The organism is Salinilacihabitans rarus, from assembly GCF_024296665.1.
GTDB lineage: Archaea > Halobacteriota > Halobacteria > Halobacteriales > Natrialbaceae > Salinilacihabitans > Salinilacihabitans rarus.
Genome location: NZ_CP100762.1, coordinates 1,500,223 through 1,520,484 on the forward strand (window position 1 = coordinate 1,500,223; position 20,262 = coordinate 1,520,484).

Annotated in this window: 16 protein-coding genes; 8 read left to right on the forward strand and 8 right to left on the reverse strand. The window is 71.1% G+C overall.

Features of this window, described 5'->3' with window-relative positions:
- Positions 1-96 precede the first annotated feature (96 nt).
- Genes NKG98_RS07855 through NKG98_RS07870 form a run of 4 tightly spaced genes read right to left on the reverse strand, consistent with a single transcriptional unit; the run spans position 97 to position 4,734 of the window.
- Entirely contained in the window at positions 97-1,785 is a 1,689-nt protein-coding gene (locus NKG98_RS07855) for a DUF7519 family protein (RefSeq protein ID WP_254769106.1), read from the reverse strand.
- Positions 1,782-3,032, reverse strand: coding sequence for a DUF58 domain-containing protein (locus tag NKG98_RS07860; protein WP_254769107.1), 1,251 nt, complete (start codon positions 3,030-3,032; stop codon positions 1,782-1,784). Before NKG98_RS07860 ends, NKG98_RS07855 begins: the two co-directional genes overlap by 4 nt.
- Positions 3,029-3,604 (reverse strand): DUF7269 family protein, encoded by a 576-nt coding sequence (locus tag NKG98_RS07865; protein ID WP_254769108.1) that lies wholly within the window; start codon positions 3,602-3,604, stop codon positions 3,029-3,031. The genes NKG98_RS07860 and NKG98_RS07865 overlap by 4 nt, the downstream gene beginning before the upstream one ends.
- Entirely contained in the window at positions 3,601-4,734 is a 1,134-nt protein-coding gene (locus NKG98_RS07870) for a DUF4129 domain-containing protein (protein ID WP_254769109.1), read from the reverse strand. Before NKG98_RS07870 ends, NKG98_RS07865 begins: the two co-directional genes overlap by 4 nt.
- Before the next feature lie 119 nt (positions 4,735-4,853).
- Here NKG98_RS07870 and NKG98_RS07875 point away from each other — a divergent pair, with 119 nt between their 5' ends.
- The 5 genes from NKG98_RS07875 (at position 4,854) to NKG98_RS07895 (ending at position 10,732) form a co-directional block, all read left to right on the forward strand.
- Entirely contained in the window at positions 4,854-5,900 is a 1,047-nt protein-coding gene (locus NKG98_RS07875) for a M48 family metalloprotease (protein ID WP_254769110.1), read from the forward strand.
- Between the two features lie 97 nt (positions 5,901-5,997).
- Positions 5,998-7,935, forward strand: a complete 1,938-nt coding sequence (locus tag NKG98_RS07880; RefSeq protein WP_254769111.1) for a bifunctional metallophosphatase/5'-nucleotidase — start codon at positions 5,998-6,000, stop codon at positions 7,933-7,935.
- A gap of 68 nt (positions 7,936-8,003) precedes the next feature.
- Positions 8,004-8,603 carry a hypothetical protein gene (locus NKG98_RS07885; RefSeq protein WP_254769112.1) on the forward strand — a complete coding sequence of 200 codons (600 nt, stop codon included), beginning with the start codon at positions 8,004-8,006 and terminating at the stop codon, positions 8,601-8,603.
- Positions 8,600-9,901 (forward strand): hypothetical protein, encoded by a 1,302-nt coding sequence (locus tag NKG98_RS07890; protein ID WP_254769113.1) that lies wholly within the window; start codon positions 8,600-8,602, stop codon positions 9,899-9,901. The genes NKG98_RS07885 and NKG98_RS07890 overlap by 4 nt, the downstream gene beginning before the upstream one ends.
- Positions 9,902-9,982: 81 nt before the next feature.
- Positions 9,983-10,732, forward strand: coding sequence for an immunity 49 family protein (locus NKG98_RS07895; protein ID WP_254769114.1), 750 nt, complete (start codon positions 9,983-9,985; stop codon positions 10,730-10,732).
- 241 nt (positions 10,733-10,973) lie between these two features.
- On the opposite strand, the gene NKG98_RS07900 is transcribed toward NKG98_RS07895, so the two are convergent.
- From NKG98_RS07900 to NKG98_RS07910, 3 genes are all read right to left on the reverse strand, one after another.
- The gene (locus tag NKG98_RS07900) at positions 10,974-11,885 is read right to left on the reverse strand and encodes a serine/threonine-protein kinase RIO2 (RefSeq protein ID WP_254769115.1); all 912 of its coding nucleotides are present in this window, start codon (positions 11,883-11,885) and stop codon (positions 10,974-10,976) included.
- A gap of 84 nt (positions 11,886-11,969) precedes the next feature.
- Positions 11,970-13,202 carry a tyrosine-type recombinase/integrase gene (locus tag NKG98_RS07905; protein ID WP_254769116.1) on the reverse strand — a complete coding sequence of 411 codons (1,233 nt, stop codon included), beginning with the start codon at positions 13,200-13,202 and terminating at the stop codon, positions 11,970-11,972.
- A 1,135-nt stretch (positions 13,203-14,337) separates the two neighbouring features.
- Positions 14,338-14,808: a GNAT family N-acetyltransferase gene (locus NKG98_RS07910; protein ID WP_254769117.1), complete on the reverse strand. Its 471-nt coding sequence runs from the start codon at positions 14,806-14,808 to the stop codon at positions 14,338-14,340.
- A 264-nt stretch (positions 14,809-15,072) separates the two neighbouring features.
- Here NKG98_RS07910 and NKG98_RS07915 point away from each other — a divergent pair, with 264 nt between their 5' ends.
- Entirely contained in the window at positions 15,073-15,909 is an 837-nt protein-coding gene (locus tag NKG98_RS07915) for a lipoate--protein ligase family protein (RefSeq protein ID WP_254769118.1), read from the forward strand.
- An 80-nt stretch (positions 15,910-15,989) separates the two neighbouring features.
- The gene (locus NKG98_RS07920; RefSeq protein WP_254769443.1) at positions 15,990-16,859 is read left to right on the forward strand and encodes a deoxyribonuclease IV; all 870 of its coding nucleotides are present in this window, start codon (positions 15,990-15,992) and stop codon (positions 16,857-16,859) included.
- Between the two features lie 139 nt (positions 16,860-16,998).
- On the opposite strand, the gene NKG98_RS07925 is transcribed toward NKG98_RS07920, so the two are convergent.
- On the reverse strand, positions 16,999-18,906 hold the full coding sequence (locus tag NKG98_RS07925) for a bacterio-opsin activator domain-containing protein (RefSeq protein ID WP_254769119.1): 1,908 nt from the start codon (positions 18,904-18,906) through the stop codon (positions 16,999-17,001).
- Between the two features lie 330 nt (positions 18,907-19,236).
- Between NKG98_RS07925 and NKG98_RS07930 the strand changes: the two genes are divergently transcribed.
- Entirely contained in the window at positions 19,237-20,262 is a 1,026-nt protein-coding gene (locus NKG98_RS07930; RefSeq protein WP_254769120.1) for a 4Fe-4S dicluster domain-containing protein, read from the forward strand.

A 20,262-nucleotide genomic window follows, 5' to 3' on the forward strand; every position in this document is an offset into this window, starting at 1 on the left:
CGAGGCCGTGCAGGTGCCCGCCGTCGCCCGCGGACCAGCGAGTCTGTCGACACGTATCCGACTCCGAACTATAAGGGCTTCGAACCCGCCCGCATCCTAGCGATATCGCGGCGGTCTGCCGGAGAGGCCCCCGTCGTCGGCCCCGTCGAGCAGCCAGAGCAGCGTGGCGACCGGGAGGCCGAACAGCACCACGACGAACGTCGTCGTCGCGACCCACTCGTGGCGGCGGGCGGCCAGCGCGACCGTCGCGAGGACGGCCGCGCCCGCGAGCGCGAGCCGGTTCGCGACGATCGCCCGGACGAAATCGACCGCGTCCGACGCCGAGACCGACCGCTCGGCCCCGATGACGGGGAGCGCGAACGCGAGCAGCGCCGCCAGCGCGAGCGCCACCGGGGCGACCGCCTGCCAGCGCTCGCTCGGCGGCGCGACGGTCCCGAGCCCGTACATCGCGCCCGCGGCGACGCCGACGCCGACGAGGCCGGCGACGACGCTCCCGGTCGCGTGCACGAGTTCGACCTCCCGGGTGTCGACCGTCGCCCCCACCCGATCGCGCAGCGACCGCACCGTTTCGCCGAGGTCGACGACGAGGAGCGACGCGGCGACGCCGCCGAAGACGGCGACCGGCTCGGCGCCGCGTTCGGCGCCCGCGAGGGCGGTCGCGAAGAGGGCCACACAGCCGATCCGGAGGAAGCGTCGTCGCCACCGCCACCCGCCGCCGTCGGGAGCGACCACCCACCTGGAGAACTGGCCGAGGGCGACCGCGGCCGCGAGGACGCCGACGACGGCCCACGGGGCGTAACGCGGCGCGACCGGGCCGGCGACGGCGGCGCCGACGGTCGCGCCGGCGGCGACGACCGCGCCGCCGGCGGCGAACGCGACGGTCCGGAGCGGGCAGGGGTCCAGCCACGCGAGCGCCACGGGGCCGACGAAACGGCCGAGAGCGGCGACGCCGGCGGCGAGCGCGCCGCCGCCGACGACGCCGTGGACGAGCCCGCTCGTCAGCGCGAACGCGACGGCCGTCCCCGGCGGCCCCACCGCGGCGAGCGCGGCGTCGAATGCGGCGCCTGTCGCCGGCGACAGCACCGCGAGCGCGACGACGGCGAGGAGGTAGTAGGCCGCGGTCGGCAGGCCGACCGCCCGCTCGTACAGCGTCCGGAGCCGCGGCGGCGTCGCCCGCTCGGGGAGGAGCGGTTCGAGGGCCGGCGCGGCGACCGCGGCCAGGAGGACGGCGACGCCGGCGAGCAACAGCGCCGAGACGAAGCCGGCGAACGGCGTCACGGTCGCGGCGACGAGTCCCGTCCGGGCGGCGGCGAGGACGGCGCCCGCGTGGCCCGCGAGGACGACCGAGACGGCGACGGCGACGACCGCGGCGGCGACGGCCGAGTCGTCGACCGTCCGGACGACCGACTGGCGGTGGTCGTCGACGCCGTCGCCGGCGTCCGGAACCTGCGAGTAGGTCGTCGCGGCGGTTCCGACCGCCGCCAGCCCGGCGACGACGGCGTCGGCGGGGCTCGTGGCCGCCGTCGCGGCGACGACGCCGGCCGCGAGGACGGCCCCGGCGACGAGTCCGACGCTCCCGAGCGCCCGTCGCGACAGCCGCTTCGAGGCCGCGAACGCGACGCTCGCACCCGCGGCGACGCCCGCGAGCACCGCCCCGGCCGTCGGAACCGCCGCGCCGGCCCGCCAGCCGAGCGCCGCGAACGCGGCCGCCGCGAGCGCGACGACGGCGGGCCCGAGGTCAGTCCCGCGGTCGTCGGCCTCGCGGTCCCCGCCGGCGCCGGTCACCGCGACCACCTCCGGGTCCCGCGGTCGACGGCGGCGTGGAGCGGTTCGTCCGGCGCCCACTCGACGACGCGGACGCCGCGGTCCCGCAGGCTGCTGATCCGCCGGGCCCGGTCGAGCCGTTCGACCGTCCCGCCGGCACCGTCGTCGTCGGCGACCGCCGGCGAGACGACCGTCACCTCGTGGCCGTACGCGCGGAACCGGCGGGCGGAGTCGGCGGGGTCGTCGTCGAGCAGCGGCGTGACGAAGACGAGCTGTTTCTCGTCGGCGAGGTGGCGACAGAAGCGGTCGACGCTCCGGTGGGCGTCCGCCAGCCACCCCTCGCGGCCGAACGAGCCACACCACTCGCCCGCGAGCAGCCGTTCGACGCGGGCCGTCTGGTCGCGGCCGCTGCGCGGGAGGAGGTAGTCCCCCCGGCCGCCGTAGAGGGCGACCCCGACCCGGTTGTTCTCGTCCAGCAGGGCCGTCGCGAGCCGCTCGGCGGCGTGGCGCGTCAGTTCGCGGGCGTCGAGTTCGCCCGGCCGGCGGACGACGGCGGTCGCCTCGCGGCGGTCGACGACGACGGCGACGGCCGCCGCGCGCTCCTCGCGGAACTCGATCGTCGTCAGTTCGCCCGTCCGGGCCAGCCGGTTCCAGTCGACGCGGCTCATCGGGTCCGACGGCTGGAACGCCCGGATCGAGTGGAACTCGATCCCCTCGCCGCCGGCGTCGGTCTCGACCCGGCCGGCGTGCTGGATCGTCTCGCCGGCGAGGGGGAGCCGTTCGACGAGGTCGTCACACTCGACGCGGTCGGCGAGCGGGAACCGTTCCGTCTCCCGCTCGCTCCCGCTGACGTTCCGGACGACGGCCGTCGCGTCGCCGAAGTCGTACTCGCCGCGGCGGGCGCGGACGGCGTACTCGACGGTCACCGACTCGCCGGGCGCGAGCGACGCCGCGGCCCGGGGGGTCCCCTCGACCGCGAGGTCCGCCGGGGGCGCGTCGGCGACGCGCACGTCCGGGACCGGGACGTCGCCGTCGTTCGTGACCGTCAGCCGGACGTCGACGCGCTCGCCCGGTGCCGGCCCGGTCGGGTCGACCGCGCGCTCGGCCGAGAGGGCCGTCGGCGGCGGCCCCGTCGCGTGGCCGTAGGCGGCGTACGTCAGGCCGACCACCGACGAGAGGAATATCGCGGCGTTCTCGACGAGGACGCCGACGCCGACCGCGACGAGCGCGACGGCCAGCCCGACCCGCCAGCGGTCCATCGCCGTCATCGCCCGCCCTCCGCGTCGTTCGCGAGCGCGTCTATCTCGGCGATCGCCGCCTCGAACTGGCGGCGGTCGCGGGCCCCGTGGACCCAGTCCTCGACCCTGATCCGCAGTGGCACCTCGACGTCCTCGGCGAGGCAGGCCGCCGCCCGCGGGTCGTCCGTCCACGTCCCGTCCCGGACGCTGGCCGCGGCCTCCTCGGTGCTCAGGTCGTCCCGGTCCGCGAGGACGTCGATGGCCGTCTCGCGAACCCGCCTGCGGGCGAGCAGGCTCCGGCGGACCCGGCGGCGCAGCGACGCCCCGTCGAGGCCGGGTCGCTCGACGAGGTAGTCGATCGTCGCGCCGACGCGTCTCGACTCGGCCGGGGGACCGTCCGACGGTACGGGGAGGCGGTCGTCGGCCGCGCCGCCGGCCGTCCGGAGCGTCGCCGCCCCGACCGCGACGGCCAGCAGGCCGGTCCCGACGACCAGCGAGTCCCGTCCGAGCGCGGCGAGTGCCGCCGGGAGCGCGCCGAACGCGGCCGCGAGCGCGACGGCCAGCGCGGCCCCGCCGACGGCGACGAGGAGCGGGCGCTTCACGCCCGCTCACCCCCGGCTCCGTCGTCCCCGTCGCGGCTCGCCGCGCGCTCGATGCGCTCGTAGGCGTCGCGGGCGCGCCGCGTCCGGTCCGGCGTCGGCGGGTAGTCGCCGTACCGGACCTCGCGGAACGCCTCGGTGAGCCGCGAGACGGCGTCGGCGGGCAGTCCCCGCTCGACGGCGGCGCGGGCGTACTCGCCGGGCGTACGCGAGCGACGGCGACGCACGGGGACGAGCGAGCGCAACTCTTCCCACATCTCCTCGATCGTCTCCGGTTCGGGCTCGGGTTCGGGGTCCGGATCGGCGGCCGGCCCCGACGCCCTCGCGTCCCGCGACGGCCGCGACCGGCGCCGGCGCCGCGAGCGGATGCCCGCGAACAGCGACGACAGGCCCGTCGACAGCGAGAGGCCGCGTCCGAGCCCGCCGACAGCGAACGCGAGCCCGGAGGGGACGGCGGCGAGCGCCGCGACGACCCCGCCGCCGACGTCGCGGCTCAGGGCGCCCAGACCGGCCCCGACGCCGCGGGCGACGCGCGAGAGGCCGTCGACGGCCGCGGGCAGCGCCCGGGAGGCGCCGATGGTCGCCAGCATGGTCGCCTGCGGGATGCGCCGGAGCCGCAGTCGGAGCCGGGGGAGGCGCCCGTCCGGGAGGTCCGCGAGGTCCTCGTCCGAGACGCCGGGGTCGCGGGTCGGGTCGGCGAACCGCCACAGGGTCGAGACGACGGCGCCGACCGCGACGAGGAGGGTCCCGAGGACGAGGATCGACCCGACCGCGGGCGAGTCGCTCGCGGTGCTCTCGGGTCCGTCGGCGGGGTCGTCGCTGGCGTTCTCGTCGCCGTCGTCGGCTCGCGCGTCGTCGTCTCCGTCGCTGACGTTCTCGTCGTCTTGCGTATCGTCCCCGTCGGCGGCGCTCTCGTCGTCCCCTTCGTCGGCGCTTCCCTCGTCGTCCGCGTCGGGGAGGTCGCCCCCGCTCGTCCCGCCGGGGCCCGTCGCGCCGTCGACGTAGTACCCCTCGTCGACGGCCTCCCGGTCGGGGTAGTCGCCGTAGCCGGCCGCGGGGAAGAAGGCGGCGCCGACGACGACCGCGAGGATGCACGAGGCGATCAGGGCGGCGTTTCGGCGGTCGTGTGGCACACGGTGTGCACGTCCGTCGGGGATCAAATCTGTTACTGTTCGGTCACTACCCGACCCGCCGGCCCCGGCCGGTCCGGGACGAAACTGTTTTCGTCCGACACGTTCCAGCGGGCGTACGGATGGCCGACGACCTGTCCCGCCGGATGGCCGCGACGCTCGCCCTGGTCCTCGCGATCGACGCCGCGCTCGCGCTCCTCGCGGCCGCGCTGCTCGACCCGTGGCTGGGGTCGCTCCTCGCGGCCGCCGGCGTCGCCTCGTCGCTCGCCCGCCACGTCGCCCTCTCGGTCGCGGTCCTCGCGGTCCTCGTGGCGGCCCAGTTGCGGTACGCGCGGCGGGAACTGCTCGCCGAGGCCGACGCCGCGCCGACCACCGCGGAGGCCCACCCCGACCTCCACGCCCGCGTCACCCGCCTCGCCGCGCTGGCCGACGCGCCCGTCCCGGCGGTGGCCGTCGCCGACGCGGACGTCCCGAACAGCTTCGCCGTCGGCGGCCTGCGCTCGGGCACCGTCGTCGTCAGCCGGGGGCTGCTCGACCGCCTCGATCCGGCGGAACTCGACGCCGTCCTCGCCCACGAACTCGCCCACCTCACGAACCGGGACGCGCTCGTGATGACGCTCGCGTCGTTTCTCCCCGCGCTGGTCTCGGACGAGTACGCCCTCCTCGAAGACGACCTGCCGGACGGGGCGCGACCGCTCGTCCTCGGCGGCCTGTTCGTCGCCGGCTACGTCCTCGCGTCGTCGTTCGTCGAGGCGCCGCTGCTCAGCGCGACGGCCGTCGTCCAGTACCTCGTCGCCGCCGGTGTCACCGTCCTCGTCGGCGGCGTCGCCCTCGGCCTGCTGGCGACGCCGGTGGTCTACCTCGCCCGCTCGCTCTCGCGCCAGCGCGAGTTCGTCGCCGACCGGGGCAGCGCCCGGTTGACCGGCGACCCCGCCGCGCTGGCGAGCGCCCTGTCGACGCTCGACGACGCCGTCTCGCCGCCGACGGCCGACGCTCGCGGCCGGTACGAGTACGCCGGCCTCGACGGGATGTGCCTGCTGCCCCACGGGTTCGACGAGGGCGGCGACGCCGACGACGCCTTCCGCGTCGAGACGCGAGCCCACCCGCCGACCGCCGAGCGGATCGATCGGCTGCGCGAACTGGCCGCCGAAATCGCGACGGGCGGGTGAGTCGGCCGCCGGCCGATTCGCGACGGCTCTCTCGAACGTTCATCACGGAGTGATTGTCACGGAAAATTTCATTAATTCGCGGTCCGCGGGCCTGCACATGGTGGACGAACCCGAACGATCCGCCGACGAACCGACGTCGATCGGCCGCCGACGACTGCTCTCAGCGACCGCCGGCGGACTCGCGGCCGGGGCGCTGGGCCTCCCCGCCGGGACGGTCGCGGCGGAGACGGGGGAGACGGTGACCATCCTCCACGACACCCACCTCCACGGCCGCTTCGGCGACCCCGACGACGCGGGCGCGATGGACCTCGCCCGGTACCACGCGCTCGTGGCCCAGCGGCGGGCGGCCCGCGAGGACGCCCTGTTCCTCGGGATCGGCGACGACATCGCCCCCTCGATCATGGGGCTTGCCTACCAGGGCGAGCACATGATCGAGGCGCTGAACGACGTGCGACCGGACGTCGTCGGCGTCGGCAACCACGAGTTCGACTTCGGGATCGACGTCGCGACCGACCGGTTCGCCGAGAGCGAGTTCCCGTGGGTCGTCGCCAACCTGCTCACGCCCGAGGGCGACCCGATCCCCGGCACCCAGCGGTGGACCACCCGCGAGGTCGGCGACCTCACCGTCGGAATCTTCGGCTGTGGCGTGGGCAACTTCCACTCGATCACGGACTACCCCGACGACTACCGCGTCCTCGACCCCGTCGAGGCCAGCGCGGAGGCGACCGCCGCGCTGGAAGCCGAGGGTGCGGACGTCGTCGTCCTCGCCTCGCACGCCAACCACCGCACCCACTACGAGATCGCCGAGGCCGTCGACGGACTGGACGCCATCGTCGGCTCGCACTCCGAGGTCGTCTTCGACGAACCCGAGGTCCACCACGGGACGATCATCAGCGAGTTCGGCGACGAGTTCGACCACCTCGGCGAACTCACGCTCGACGCCGACGGGACCCTCGTCCGGTGGGAGCGCCACGACCCCGACCCGCGCGCGATCGACCCGGACGCGGGGATGGCCGACATCGTGAGCCGGTGGCGAGACTCCCTCGTCGCGGACTACGGCCGCGAGTACTTCCGGAGCGAGGTCGAACTCGACGCCCGCTTCGACACGAACTACGCCCGCGAGAGCCGACTGGGCAACCTGATCTGTGACCTGCTGGTCGAGTACGCCGAGGCGGAAGCGGGCGTCGGCGAGGTCGACGTCGCGCTCACGAACGCCGGCGGCATCCGCTCGAACTCGGTCTACGGGCCGGGCGGTATCACCGGCCTCGAGTGGCTCGACGTGTTCCCGTTCCCCAACACCATCGTCACGCTGGCGATCGACGGCGCGACCCTCGAAACGCTGCTGGAGAGTCAGGTGGCCGCGCTGCCGTGGTCGGCGTTCGGCGCCCAGCAGTCGGTACAGGTCGCCGGCGTCCAGTACGAGTGGTCGGGCCACTTCGGCGACCCCGCCGTCGACACCGTCTTCGTCGGGGGCGACCCCCTCGACCGCGAGGCGACGTACACCTTCGTCACGAACGACTACGTCGCCGGCTGGGACCTGTTCGAGGACGCCGCGGTGCTCCACGAGTCCGACGAGTTCGTGGGCTTTATCACGCTCGACATGCTCGAAGGCCGGACCGTCGCGCCCGAAATCGAGGGCCGAATCCTGCGCGTCGACGCCGACGCCGGCGCCCCGACCGAGGTCGTCCGCCGCCGCGGGGAGACGCGCCTGCGGTACGACGCGCCCGGAGCGATCGACGCGCTCGCCGAGGACACCGTCTACGGCCTCACCCGGGCGGGCGAGCGCCTCGACCCCGAGCGCGTGACCCTCGACGGCGACGCTCTCCGGGTCGTCTTCCGGACCGGCGACCTCCAGTCGTTCCTGCGGGGCGACCCCGACCGCGACCTGCGGGTCTTCGGCGCGTTCGACCCCGACGAGTCGTACTACGGCTACGAGGACGGCGACGGCAACCTCCTCGACCTGCCGGTCGCCGCGGCGTGGGACCGCTTCGTGGCGAAGGCGAGCGTCCCCGGCGACGCCGTCCGCGGCGGGTAGCGGCCGGCCGCCCGACGGGATCGGCCACGAGACTGAAAGTATATACGTTCCCGCCGACACGTCGCGGTATGAACGCCCTCCGCCAGCCCCGCCGTCGCGTACTCGGCGCGGGCGCCGCGGCCGTCGCCGCCCTCCTCGCCGGCTGTTCGGACGTCTCGACCCGCGACCCGCCCGAGGACGAGGGGCGGGGGCCGCCCGACGACGCGATCACCGATCCGGCGATCGAGACCCTCCGCGCGGACGGCGACGAGCCCATCGTCCGCCCGCCAGACGAGGAGGCCCCGCGGAGTCCGTTCTTTCTCACCGACGCGGAGTCCGCCGCGGCCGTCGAGTTCGACCGCGAACCCGCGGGGACCGACGACGCCCGCGCGTTCCTCGAAGAAGCCGACTACGACGACGAGACGGTCGTCGTCTACCAGGGTCCCGTCGACGAGTGCTTCGAGCGCCGCGTCGACTATCTGGTGGCGACGGAGGACGACTTCGACCTCGAGTTCTGTTGGGTGATGCGCCCGGCGACCGTCGCGTGCGAGGCCGGCCGCCAAGAGACGCAGTCGACGTTCGTTCGGGTGCCGTACCCCTACGACCAGCCGCCGACCACGGCGTCCGTCGGCGAGGGCTCGTCCTGTCGGAGCGCCGTCCCCGACGAGGACGCGGAGGGGCGCGAATGAGCCGCTTCGAACGCCGCTCGCTGCTCGTGTCGCTGGGAACGGGCCTCGCGACGGCCGTCGCCGGTTGTAGCGAGATCATCGGCTCGGACGACTCGCGCCCCAGCTTCGATCCCGACGAGTTGGCGGCGATCGTCGCGACCGACGCCCCCGACGTCGAGCGGCCCGCGCCCGTCCAGCCGAGCGAGGCGGCCGTCGAAGCTTCCCTCGACCGCCTCGACGACCTGATAGCGTCCGTCCCGGACCCTCTAACGGCCGAGCACGTCCCGAACGAAGCCGCCCGACGCGAGATCGCACGCACCCGCGAGCGCGCGGCCGACAGACGCGACGACCTCGACGACGCGCCCGACCGCTTCCGCGCCGCCCGCGGGACGGCCTCGGCCCGGCGGTACGCCGGCGAGGCCGCCGGCGCCTACCGCGCGGTGGAAGGCGCGTTGAGCCGCGAGGACGTCGAGCGCGAGCGCGAGGAAATCGGGTCCCGCGTCGAGGAGCGAGCCGCGTCGATCGAGTACGTCGGCGAGGACCGACAGCGGACGCTCCTGTTGACCCACCACTTCGAGAGCGACCTCGCCGCCGCGGGGCGGTGGCTCTCGAACCGGCCGCGGGAGGAGACGGCGCCCGAACTCGAAGTCGGGGAAGTCGTCGGCGGCGTCGAGCACGCCGACGCGACGGTCGCGCTCGTCGACGACCTCGCGGCGCGACACGCGGCCCGAGTCGACGACGGGCGATCGTTCGCCCCGGCCTTCGACGCCGCGTTCGCCCGGTCGCTGGAGGCGATCGAGGACGCCGACGTCCCCGACTGGGAGGCCGATCCGTCGACCCACGTCGACGCCGACATCGCGGACACGCCGGCGGCGCGTCTCGTCGTCGAGGGCAAGGCGTCGATCCACCGTACGAGGAACCGGGCGACGGACGCCGCGGCGGACGACTGGACGGCGACCGCCCTGCGGGCCGCCTGCGAGTTCGAGCGCGACCTGCGCGCCTTCGAGGCGGTCCGCGCGGCGGTCGAGGACGGCGCTCACCGACGCATCGAGGCGGTCGACGACGTCCGGGAGGTCAGGAAGACCGCGCTCGACCGGGCGGCCGACGCACCGTTCGACCCCGGCGCGCCGTCGCTCGGCGGCGACCTGCTCGCGGACGCGTACGATCGAATCGAACGCGAGGACGGGGGGATCGAGCGCGAGATCGAACACGGATACGGCTTGAACGTACAGAGTGTGTACGTCGAGTACGCCTGGATCGCCGCGCGGGTCGAGGCGTTACCCGACGCGGTGGCCGTCCTCGAGGAGCGACTGGAGTGAGCCACACGGTCGGCCCGGCCCCGCGACCCGAGATGTAGATATCGTTACAGTCGTTGCCCTCCCAGCCACGGACGGACGCTCATGCGCGAGTTCACCGAGGACCAACGCGAGCAGGTTCGCACCCTCCTGGGCCGCAACGAGAGACGGATCGAACGGAAGAAAGAGCTCCAGCGGGAGGGTCAGGTGGCAGACGAGAAGATTTCGACGTTCTACTCCGGTCTCGCACGAAAATACCGGACGGTCGGTATCCTCTCGATCCCCGAGGGGCGTGTCTCCGACGCCCGGCGCAACTTCTCGGCAGCGGCGGCGGCGTACCTGCGGAGTGCGCGAGAAAGCAGCGTCGACGTCTTCGCCTCGTTGTCGCTCGCACGCGGCATCTACGCTGCGGCGCTGGCCGGCGACGACGCGACGTTGCGGGCGTGTGCCGAGCGCGTTCGCGAGTTACACCGCGAGTACGATCCGGACGCGACCGACCCGCACGCCGATCGGTTCTACTTCGCCGGGTGTCTTGCGGGTGCGGTCGTCGACGAGGTGACGGACGACGAACTCGCGACCCTCGAGGAAGTCAACGAGCGCAAGCCGGAGACCGAGGCGCTCTACGGCCGGGCGATCATCGACTTCACGACGGGCGTTCGTGACGACGATCGGGACCTGATCGAGACGGCCGTTCGAACGATGCTCGAGTATCACGAGCGGCGATGCGACGACGTCGTCGACCTGATTATGGCGCCGGAAGCGACGGCGCTACTGCTCGTCGCTCGCAGCGGGGGCTACGACGTCGACGTCACCGCCGAGTTCCTCCCGGCGGAGTTGATCGATCCGCCGGAATGACGTCCGACGGGTGCTAAACCGGGACCTCGACGCGACGTCCGGCGCCGGCGTCGTGGAGCGACTGCAACACAACTCCGAGAGACACTGCCGCGGGTCGTCCCGGCCCCCTCGACGTCGACGGACCACGGGATTTCGTATACCGAAATGCGGTTTACTAGTGCGACGCGCGACCGACGACACAGGACGAAATCGGGCTCGACGACGGCCAAAAGCGTCGAAAACGACCGCTCGGGCCGCGAGGTCAGTCCGCGTGCGCCTCGACCGACTCGAACGTCCCCGCCTCGATCGACGCCGCGACCGCGTCGGCGTCGAGGTCGTCGGGCACCGCGCGGGGGTACTTCCGCCGGAAGTAGCCAAGCAGGTTCCGCACGTCGCGCCGGAGGAACTCCGCGGCGTTGGCGTGGTCGGTCGGGACCGCCTGGGGCCAGTCGAAGATCGTCACGCCCTCCTCGGCGACGAAGACGTTGTACTCGCTCATGTCCGCGTGGACGTACCCCGCCTCGCGGGCGCGAGCGATCTCGCCCAACAGCAGTTCGAGGACCCCGACCACCTGCTCGTCTTCGAGTTTCGCCCGCGAGAGTTCGACGCCGGGCATCTTCTCCATGACGATGGCGTGGCGGTTCTGGTCGATCGGCCGCGGGACGGAGACGTCGGGGTAGAGCGCCTCGAGGGTCTCGTACTCGCGCTCGGCGGCCTTCCGGGCGGTGTACATCCACGAGACGTGGCGGTTCTCGGAGGTGTAGTCGCGCTCGCGGTTGACCTCGCGGAAGTTGGTGTACCCCTCGCGGTGGTACTTCAACGCGAGGGGCTTGTAGGATTTCACCTCGTAGACGTCGCTCTCCTTGCCGACGCCCAGCGGCGAGCCGAACCCGGAAATCGTGTCGCGCTCGACGAGCGCCCGCAGCGCCAGGACGTCGTACCCCTCGAACTGGAGAGTATACCCCTCGTACTGGATCGTCTTCTTCTCGACCAGCCCCCGCTTGAGACAGCGTTCGAGCCGGTAGTCGACCTCCTCTTCGGTGAGCCCGGAGAACTTCGGGAGCTTCTCGCGTTGGACCCACTCGGAGAAGCGCATCCCCTGTTCGACCCCCGAGAGGAGGTAGAAGTCCTCTGGCTCGAGTTCCGGCAGGAGGCCGGCGACGTTCCGCACCATAGCACGGAGTAACCGGCGGGTGCGTAAAAACGTCGTGACCCGCGAGAAGCCGCGAACGGCGCTCGGAAATCGGGTCCAGTGGGCTCAGCTCTCGAAGATTTCCGCGAGTTGCTCCCGCATGAACTCCCGTCGGTACTGCCGGCGTTCTTCCTCCGAGAGGTAGTTCTTCAGGACGACCGAGGAGTCGGAACTGCCCTGTTCGGCGGCGATCACGTCCAGGTTCTCACGGAGGTTCTTGATCGCCTGGTTGTAGGTGGTATACCAGAACCGCCGGCCCATTTTCGAGGTCGGCACCTCGCCCCGGACGTGGACGTCGGCCTTCTCGGCGAGACGCTGGAACCGGGCCTGGACCGTCTCGCCCGTAATGTGGCCGCTCGAGGAGCGACTCGACGGGAACAGGTACCCCGACCACCCGGGGTCGTCGTCCCCGAGCCGATCGATCCGCTCGCCTAGATCCGGTACGCCGTAGATCAGCGCGACCGTCCCCGGTCCGTTCTTTCGCTCGTCGCCGAAGGCGATGTGTGGATCGTCGCCTTCGAGAACGAGTTGCGAGGTGTGCAACGCCGCGACCTCGTTGCGCCGCAGGCCCCACGCACAGAGCGCGAGGACGACCAGTTCCTCGCTTTGAGATTCCGCGGCGTCGTAGAGCCGACTCACCTGTCGGCCGGTGAGTGCGGCGTTGTCCGGCTCTTCGCGGGACCAGTTGTACTCCTCGTCGATGTGTTCGACGGGGTTGAACGCGGCCTTGGCGCGCCGTCCGAGGTGCTCGTAGAACTGGCTGACGTCGCTCAAGTACCGGAGTTTCGAGGCGTCGGTCCCCAGTTCGTAGTTGAGTTCGTCGAACACCACCAGGGAACGTCGAATCTCGTCGCTCTCGTCGGCGGCGTCGGCCACGCGGTCGACGAGGTCGGCCTGCCCGTGAACCTCTCGGTAGATCCGAGCGTAGGTCGCGAGTCGCGACTGCTTGGTCCGGACCGTCGACGTGGCGAGTTGTCGTCGGCGCTCGAGGGTCTCCAGGTACGACTCGAGTTCGTCGACGGTGGTTTCGTCGTCGATCCCCCACTGGTAGGCCCCCGACGAATCGGATTCCTCGTAGCCGACCGTCGCCAGGAAGTCGGTCAACGTCATCTCGTGGTGTTCCCGCAGGGCGTAGGCGATCCCGGAGTAGCCCGCGTCGGCGACCTGCTGGTAGGACGGCCGTTCCTCGAGGTCGACGCCGGCACGTTCGAGCGCGGGTTCGATCTCGTCGCTCCAGAACGACTGGAGTTCCTCGAGGGACATCCGCGACCAGCGGACCTGCGTCTCGCCGCTGCTCATCGGTCCCCCTTGCCGTCGCTCTCGACGTGCCCGTTCGTCGGTCGTCGCTGGTCGGACGTTCGATCACCGTTCGCCCGCTCGCTCGCTCGCCCGGACTCGATCCTGTCGGCTACGAAGAACGTTCGCCCCGGGAACGGAGCCCCGTCTTCATCGGTTCGACCCCGGGGGTCGCGTCCGCATTCGCCGGTTCCCGATGCAGGTCTTCCGACCCCGACTGACTCGATGATCGTCATCTCCTCTCTTCACGTTCCCGTGACAGTCACGTAAAACTACTGCTTAATCGGTTGTCGTGTAGTGGACAAACGACTTTAGCAACTGTGACGGCGGCCCCACGATAAATTTTGCCGCCGAAATAACAGAAACATATTGTTTCTATAACGGGGCGGAATATACGCACCGGCGGGCGCGAAACGGTGGAGTCGTGGACGGAATTCCACCGCGACCTCGCCCGTCCTGCGCCGGTCGAGTGCGAGCGGTGGTCGAGGACAGGGACGGCGGCGTTCCGAGGGGGGACCGATCACGGCTGTCACCAAACTACTGATTCGAGGCGTGGGTAGTACTCAGGCGGCGTACGGGGGACCGGACCAGCGCTCTCGTCGTCGCGCGTTCGGTCGTCCCCCAACCACCTCGGGAAGTATCGCTCTCCGTTCGCCGACGGCGTGCCACCGAACGGATCGAACCCCCCTCGAAACGAGGGATCGATCAGTTTCGAGTCCCGTAGCACTCGGTGCGTCCGTCGCCGTGGGGCCACTCGCCGTGACCTCCCGTGTGTCGACGTCTCCGCGAGGACCTCGGGAGAACGTCGTCACGTCGTCCGGGACGCGACCTCGGAACGGACTTCTCGCACTCTACTTCCGGATTTCGGCTGTTTCGGGCGGTCGATCTGCAGAACCCGTTCGTGGACTCGTGCCAGCAAATAAACCGAATAACGCTATATCTTTTCGAGGTGGTACGGACACGAGTTCGGAGGGCGGAGACCGACGAACCCGCGTGCTATTTCACCCTGTCAGGGGAGCTAGCGCCACTTCTGGCCACTCTACGAAGAAACGGCCTCGTTGAAGCCTCTGCGGTCGATACAGACTGCGTGCTGCATAGAGAGGGTGAGTGCAGCAGTTCGCACAGGACAGATAGCCGTCTACCTGACGTGCTTCTCCATAGTGATCTCGTCGTAATCGCGGTATTCGAGCGGGTAGTGCCCGGTCGTTTCGTAGCCGCGGTCGCGATAGAACCCGGGGAGATGGGGGTGATCCTCAGGCGTAGTCAACCATACGATCGCGTAGCCGGCGTCCCGTGCCCACTCCTCAGCGAAGTCCATTAATTCGCTCCCGATGCCCTGGCTTTTCCACTCCTCGTGAACGCCGAGTCGGCTGAGTTTGACCGTGTCCGAATCGGTCGCTTGGAGGCGCACTCCGCCGACGATCTCTCCTCTAACAGTGGCGACGAGCACGTGAGCGGTTCGAATCCATTCGGCAACCGTCCCCGCCGTGACGGATTCCGCTTTGGCCGGAAATCCGAGGCGGCGGTTTTCTCGATACGCGTTCCGGTAAACCGCGGCGAGTCGTTCAGCATCCTCGACAGACGCCTGTCGGATGCTCGGCTTCGACATGCATTCAATACTACCAATGTCGGTATTCAACGCTGTGATTGTGTGGATCCTGTGTGCTACTCTCCGGGACAGACAACGCTGGGTTCGGCGGGGGCAGCGTGCAATATACGCGCCCTCTATTCTTCGACCGGGGTCGCCGCTGTGGTGCGATCGCGTCTCGGAGAAACCATCGAAAAGGCAACTCGATCGCGCTCCCGATCGATGGAGGGGTCCGTCCCGAGCCCCATCGGAATCGATTTGCACGTTGCTCGCGTGCACCGTACTATGACCGACCTCGCCGACCGGAAGTGGCGGTTGATCCGGGACGACCCCCGCGAGGGGCCCCTCCAGATGGCCCTCGAGGAGGTGGCCGCGCGGACGGCGCTCGAAGACGACCTCCGGACGGTCCGGGTCTACTCGTGGGAGCCGAGCACGCTGTCGCTGGGCTACCGACAGGACGCCGAGACGGTCGACTGGGCGTACTGCGAGCGGGAGGGAATCGACGTCACCCGCCGCCAGACCGGCGGCGGCGGAATCTACCACGACCGGTACGCGGACATCTCCTACACGATCGTCGCCCCGACGGCCGAGGTCCCGGGCGACCTGATGGACTGTTACGACCTGTTCTGCGAACCGGTGCTCGGGGGGCTGGGGCGGATGGGCGTCGACGCCGACTTCGCGGCCGCCGAACGGGACGCGATCTACCAGCCCGCCTGTTACCTGCGCGACATCAATCCGGCCCACGACGTGGTCGCGCCGGCGAGCGCCGGCGCGGACGCGCGGAAGGTCAGCGGCAACGCCCAGTACCGCCGGCGCGACGTCGTCATCCAGCACGGTTCGATCAGCTACGACCTCGAACCCGAGCGCCACGTCGGCGTCTTCGAGACCGACGTCTCGGCCGAGACGTTCGCCGACCGGGTGACGAGCGTCCGCGAGCAGGCCGGCATCGACCGCGCGGCGGCGGTCGACGCGCTCGCCGACGTGTTAGGCGAGTGGTGCGACGCCGACGAGGGCGACTGGCGGCCCGAGGAGGTCGCGGCCGCCCGCGAACTGGCCGAGCGCAAGTTCGGCAACGAGGCGTGGATCCGCGAGCGGGAGGTCCCCGCGGCCGCCGGCGACTGAACCGTCGTTTGCGAAACCCGGCCGCGGCGGTCGTCTCCGTTATACCTATCACGAACCGGTACTGACGGGGTTCCATGACCATGCACGTCGGCGCGCACGTGTCGATCTCCGGGTCGCGGGTCTCCTCGGACGAGGAGACGCCGCCGTACGACGACGTCCGCAACGCCGTCCACCGGCAGGTCGCCTTCGGCGGCAACTGCGGACAGATCTTCACCACCTCGCCGCAGGTCTGGGCCCAGCCCGAAATCGACGACGAGGCCGCCGCGGGCTTTCGCGAGGCGACCGCGGAGAAACTCGACGGCCCGTGGGTGATCCACTCGGCGTACCTCGTCAACCTCTGTACGCCCAAGGAGGACCTCCGCCGGAAGTCCCGTGAGAGCCTGCAGGCGGAACTCGACGCCGCCGAGAAGCTCGGCGTGCCGTACGTCAACGTCCACCTCGGCGCCCACACGGGCGCCGGCGTCGAGGGTGGTCTCGACAACGCCGCCGAAGTCATCGACTCGCTCGCGATCCCCGACGGCGTCCAGTTGCTCGTCGAGTCCGACGCGGGCAGCGGCACCAAACTCGGCGGCGAGTTCGAACACCTCGCGGGGATCATCGACCGCACCGAGACCGACGTCGGCATCTGCATCGACACGGCTCACACCCTCGTGGCGGGCAACGACCTCACCACTCCCGGGGCGGTCGACGAGACGATCGGCCGGTTCGACGACGTCGTCGGCCTCGAACACCTCGAGTACATCCACCTCAACGACTCGAAACACGACGTCGGCACCCACAAGGACGAACACGCCCACATCGGCGAGGGCTACATCGGCGAGGACGGGATGCGCGCGATCGTCAACCACCCCGACCTGCGCGACCTGCCGTTCGCGCTCGAAACGCCCACCGAGGACGGCCGCGGCTTCGAGTGGAATATCGAGAAGACGAGGGAACTGCGGGACGCGTAGCCTCGCGGGACGGAACGGCGAAACCGGAAGCTGCGGGACACCGCGTCCCGCGGTCGCGACCGAGGAGAAACGACCCGCGAGCCACGCGACCCGTCGGGTATCGGCACCGCGAACGACGAACGCGGATCGCCGGACGCCCCTAATCCGCTTCGGCGGGAACGCCGCCGCGGCGCACCCCCATCGAGGCGTCGTCGGCGTCGAAGAACGCCTCGAAGACCTTCCGCTGGCCGGCCCGGAGGTGCTGGAGGAACGTCGACTGGCAGACGCCCATGCGGTCGGCGAGTTCCTCGCCGCTCGTCTCGCGGGGCCACTCGTAGAAGCCGCTGAAGTGGGCCATCTCGACGGCTTCGAGTTGGCGGTCGGTGAACCGATCCTCGACGGTCGCCCGGAAGCGCCCGCGGGTCTCCGGCGCCCGGTCGCGCTCGCGCCGGCCGACGAGGTCCGCGCCCGGGTGGTTGGCGGAGACGGCCTCGACGACGCTGCGGACGTCGGTCGTCTCCGGGAGTTCGGCGCTCAGCCGGCTCTCGGCGCCGTCGGCCGACAGCGACCGGACGACGGCGCCGTACTCCGCCAGAGTGGTGACGATCGACGGCTCCCGGACGTCGAACCGGAACAGCGCGCCGTCGTCGGACTCACAGACGAGGCGCGCGGCGTCGATGACGTCGGCGCCGGCCGCGTACTCCAGCACGGCGTCGGCGTCGACCCCCTCGACGTCGACGAACTCGACGGGCGTCCCGTCGTCGCTGGCGGAGACGCGCTTCAGGTCGAGCGAGCAGTCGAGCGCCGCCGCGAGCGCCGGCAGCGGGTCGTCCTCGGGGGTCAGCCGGAAGGTCAGCGCCGTGACGCGGTCGGTCACCAGCGAGCGCTTGCTCTCGGCGGCGTTGATCGCGTAGGCGATGGTCTCGCCGAGTTCGTCGAGCACCTCGACGTCCAGCGCGTCGGTGGCGTCGGCGTCGTTCGCGTGGAGGACGAGCGCGCCGTAGTGGGCGTCCCGGTACGACAGCGGGATGGCGACCGTCGCGGCGGCGTCGGCGTGGACGTAACACGTACAGTCGCCGTCGCCGGCGCAGCTCCCGTCGGGGCGTGCGATCTGGGTCGCGTCGGTTTCGAGCGCGAGGTCGACGACGGTCTCCCGGCCGGCGTCGTTGACGGTCGCGACGATTTCGTCCATCGCCGCGTCGTCGATGCCGGTGTGGGCTCTCGCCCGGACGGTGTCGTTGACCGCGTTCCGGGTGGCGAGCCACGCCGACTCGTAGGGGGAGGCGGCGGCGAACCGCTCGCAGGCCGCGGCCTCGACCTCCTCGCGCGAGTCGGCCCGGACGAGTTCGCGGTTGACGTCGCGGACGACCTCGTTCGTCGTGTTGAGCAGGTCGAGCCGCGCGTGCTGCTCGCGGATGCGCAGTTCCCGCTCCTTGCGCTCGGTGACGTCGGTGTCGACGGCGACGAACTGCTCGACGGCGCCGTCCTCGTCGGTGATCGGCGCGATGGTCATGTCGACCCAGCAGAGGTCGCCGTCCTTCCGCCGGTTGACGATCTCGCCGTCCCAGATCTCGCCGTCGGTGATCGTCTCCCAGAGCTCCGCGTAGAACGCCTCGTCGTGCTCGCCGGACTTCCAGAGACGCGGCGTCTCCCCGACGACCTCCACCGGCTCGTACCCCGTGACGTCCGCCGTCGCCGGGTTGGCGTACTCGATCCGGCCGTCCGGGTCGGTGAGGAAGATCGCGTGCCCGGCGTGTTCGACGGCCTTGCGGAAACTGCGCAGCCGGTCGTTGGCGGCGGCCAACTCGTCTTTGATCCGGTTTTCCTCCTCGACGTACTGCGCGAGGTAGTGGACCGTCGCGACGGCGAGGACGCTCACGACGAAACCGGGGAGTTCGTCGAAGTTGGTGCCGACGCTCGTCCGGGCCGTCCAGAGCTGTCGCGACGCCATCAGCCCGAGCATCACGGTCAGGAAGGCAAACCGGCGGTCCCGGCTGTAGTACAGCAACAGGACCGAGTACACGATGCCGACGAGCCGAAGCAGGATGGAGGCCCCGAGGATGCTCACCAGCCCCACCCCCCGCGTGGACCCGGCCGCGGGGACCGTACCCGGGACCCGAGCGCGTTCATACCCGTATCTTGGCACGTTCGGGACATATACTCCCGCGCCGGTTCCAACATTTCAGGAATTCCCCCCTCGCTCCGCCCGCGCGGCCGGCGCTCGACGGCGAATTCGGCCCGCCCCAACAGTATCGGTACCGGCTAGAAGGGGGGTCCGCGCCGGTCGCGGCCACACCCAAGAGTATCGGAAGAACGCTCAGCCCCCTGTAGCCCCTTTGTTTACTCGTATGGCACAGAGACAGACGCGATCGTCCCGGCGGTCGGCCGGTGGTTCGTCGTGAGCCGCTCGGACGAGCCGCTGCCGACCGTGCCGGAGCCGTCCGACGGGGGATCGACCGACGCCGCGATGGACGTCGAAGCGACGGACCCGCGGGAGGAACTCGCGAAGACGACCTACTCGACCGACCTCGGCCTCGCGATGGCCGAGGACGCGCGCCGCGTGGGTCGCGGCGAACTCTCGAGCGACGCGTACTGGGAGAAGTACGACCGCGACGCGACCGCGGAGTTCGGCGAGGCCTACCGCGAGACGCCGAACCCCGCGGTCGACTACGACGACGGAACGATCGACGACGAGACGGCCGAGTCGCTCGCCTGTTCGGTGGGGCCGATGGCGAGCGTCGCCGCGGCCCTCGGCGACGCCGACGAGGCCGCCGACGGCGAGGGCGACGGCGAGACGACGTGGGGCATGGTCATCGACCTGCAGAAGTGCGTCGGCTGTGAGTCCTGTACGGTCGCGTGCAAGGCCGAGAACCGGACGCCGCCGGGCGTCTCGTACAACGTCGTTCTGGAACGGGAGACGGGGACGTACCCGAACGTCACCCGGACGAACGTCCCCCGGCCGTGCATGCAGTGTGAGAATCCGCCCTGCGTGCAGGTGTGTCCGGTCAGCGCGACCTACAAGATGGACAACGGCGTCGTGAACATCGACTACGACCGCTGTATCGGCTGCCGGTACTGCATGGTCGCGTGCCCGTACGACGCGCGCTACTTCGACTTCGGGGAGAACTACGACGACGAGGTCGAGGGCAGCGGCGAGATCACGAGCCCCGAGTACGGGGTCGACCGGGGGCCACGCGAGGACGGCGAGTCCCCGATCGGGAACGTCCGCAAGTGTACCTTCTGTCACCACCGCCTCGAACGCGGCGAGGAGCCGGCCTGCGTCGAGACCTGCGTCGGCGACGCCCGCTACATGGGGAACCTCGACGACCCCGACAGCGAGGTGTCCGAACTCGCCTCGTCCTCGCGTGCGACCCAGCTAAAAGAGAAGGAGGGCACCGACCCGAACGTCTACTACCTCAAGTGA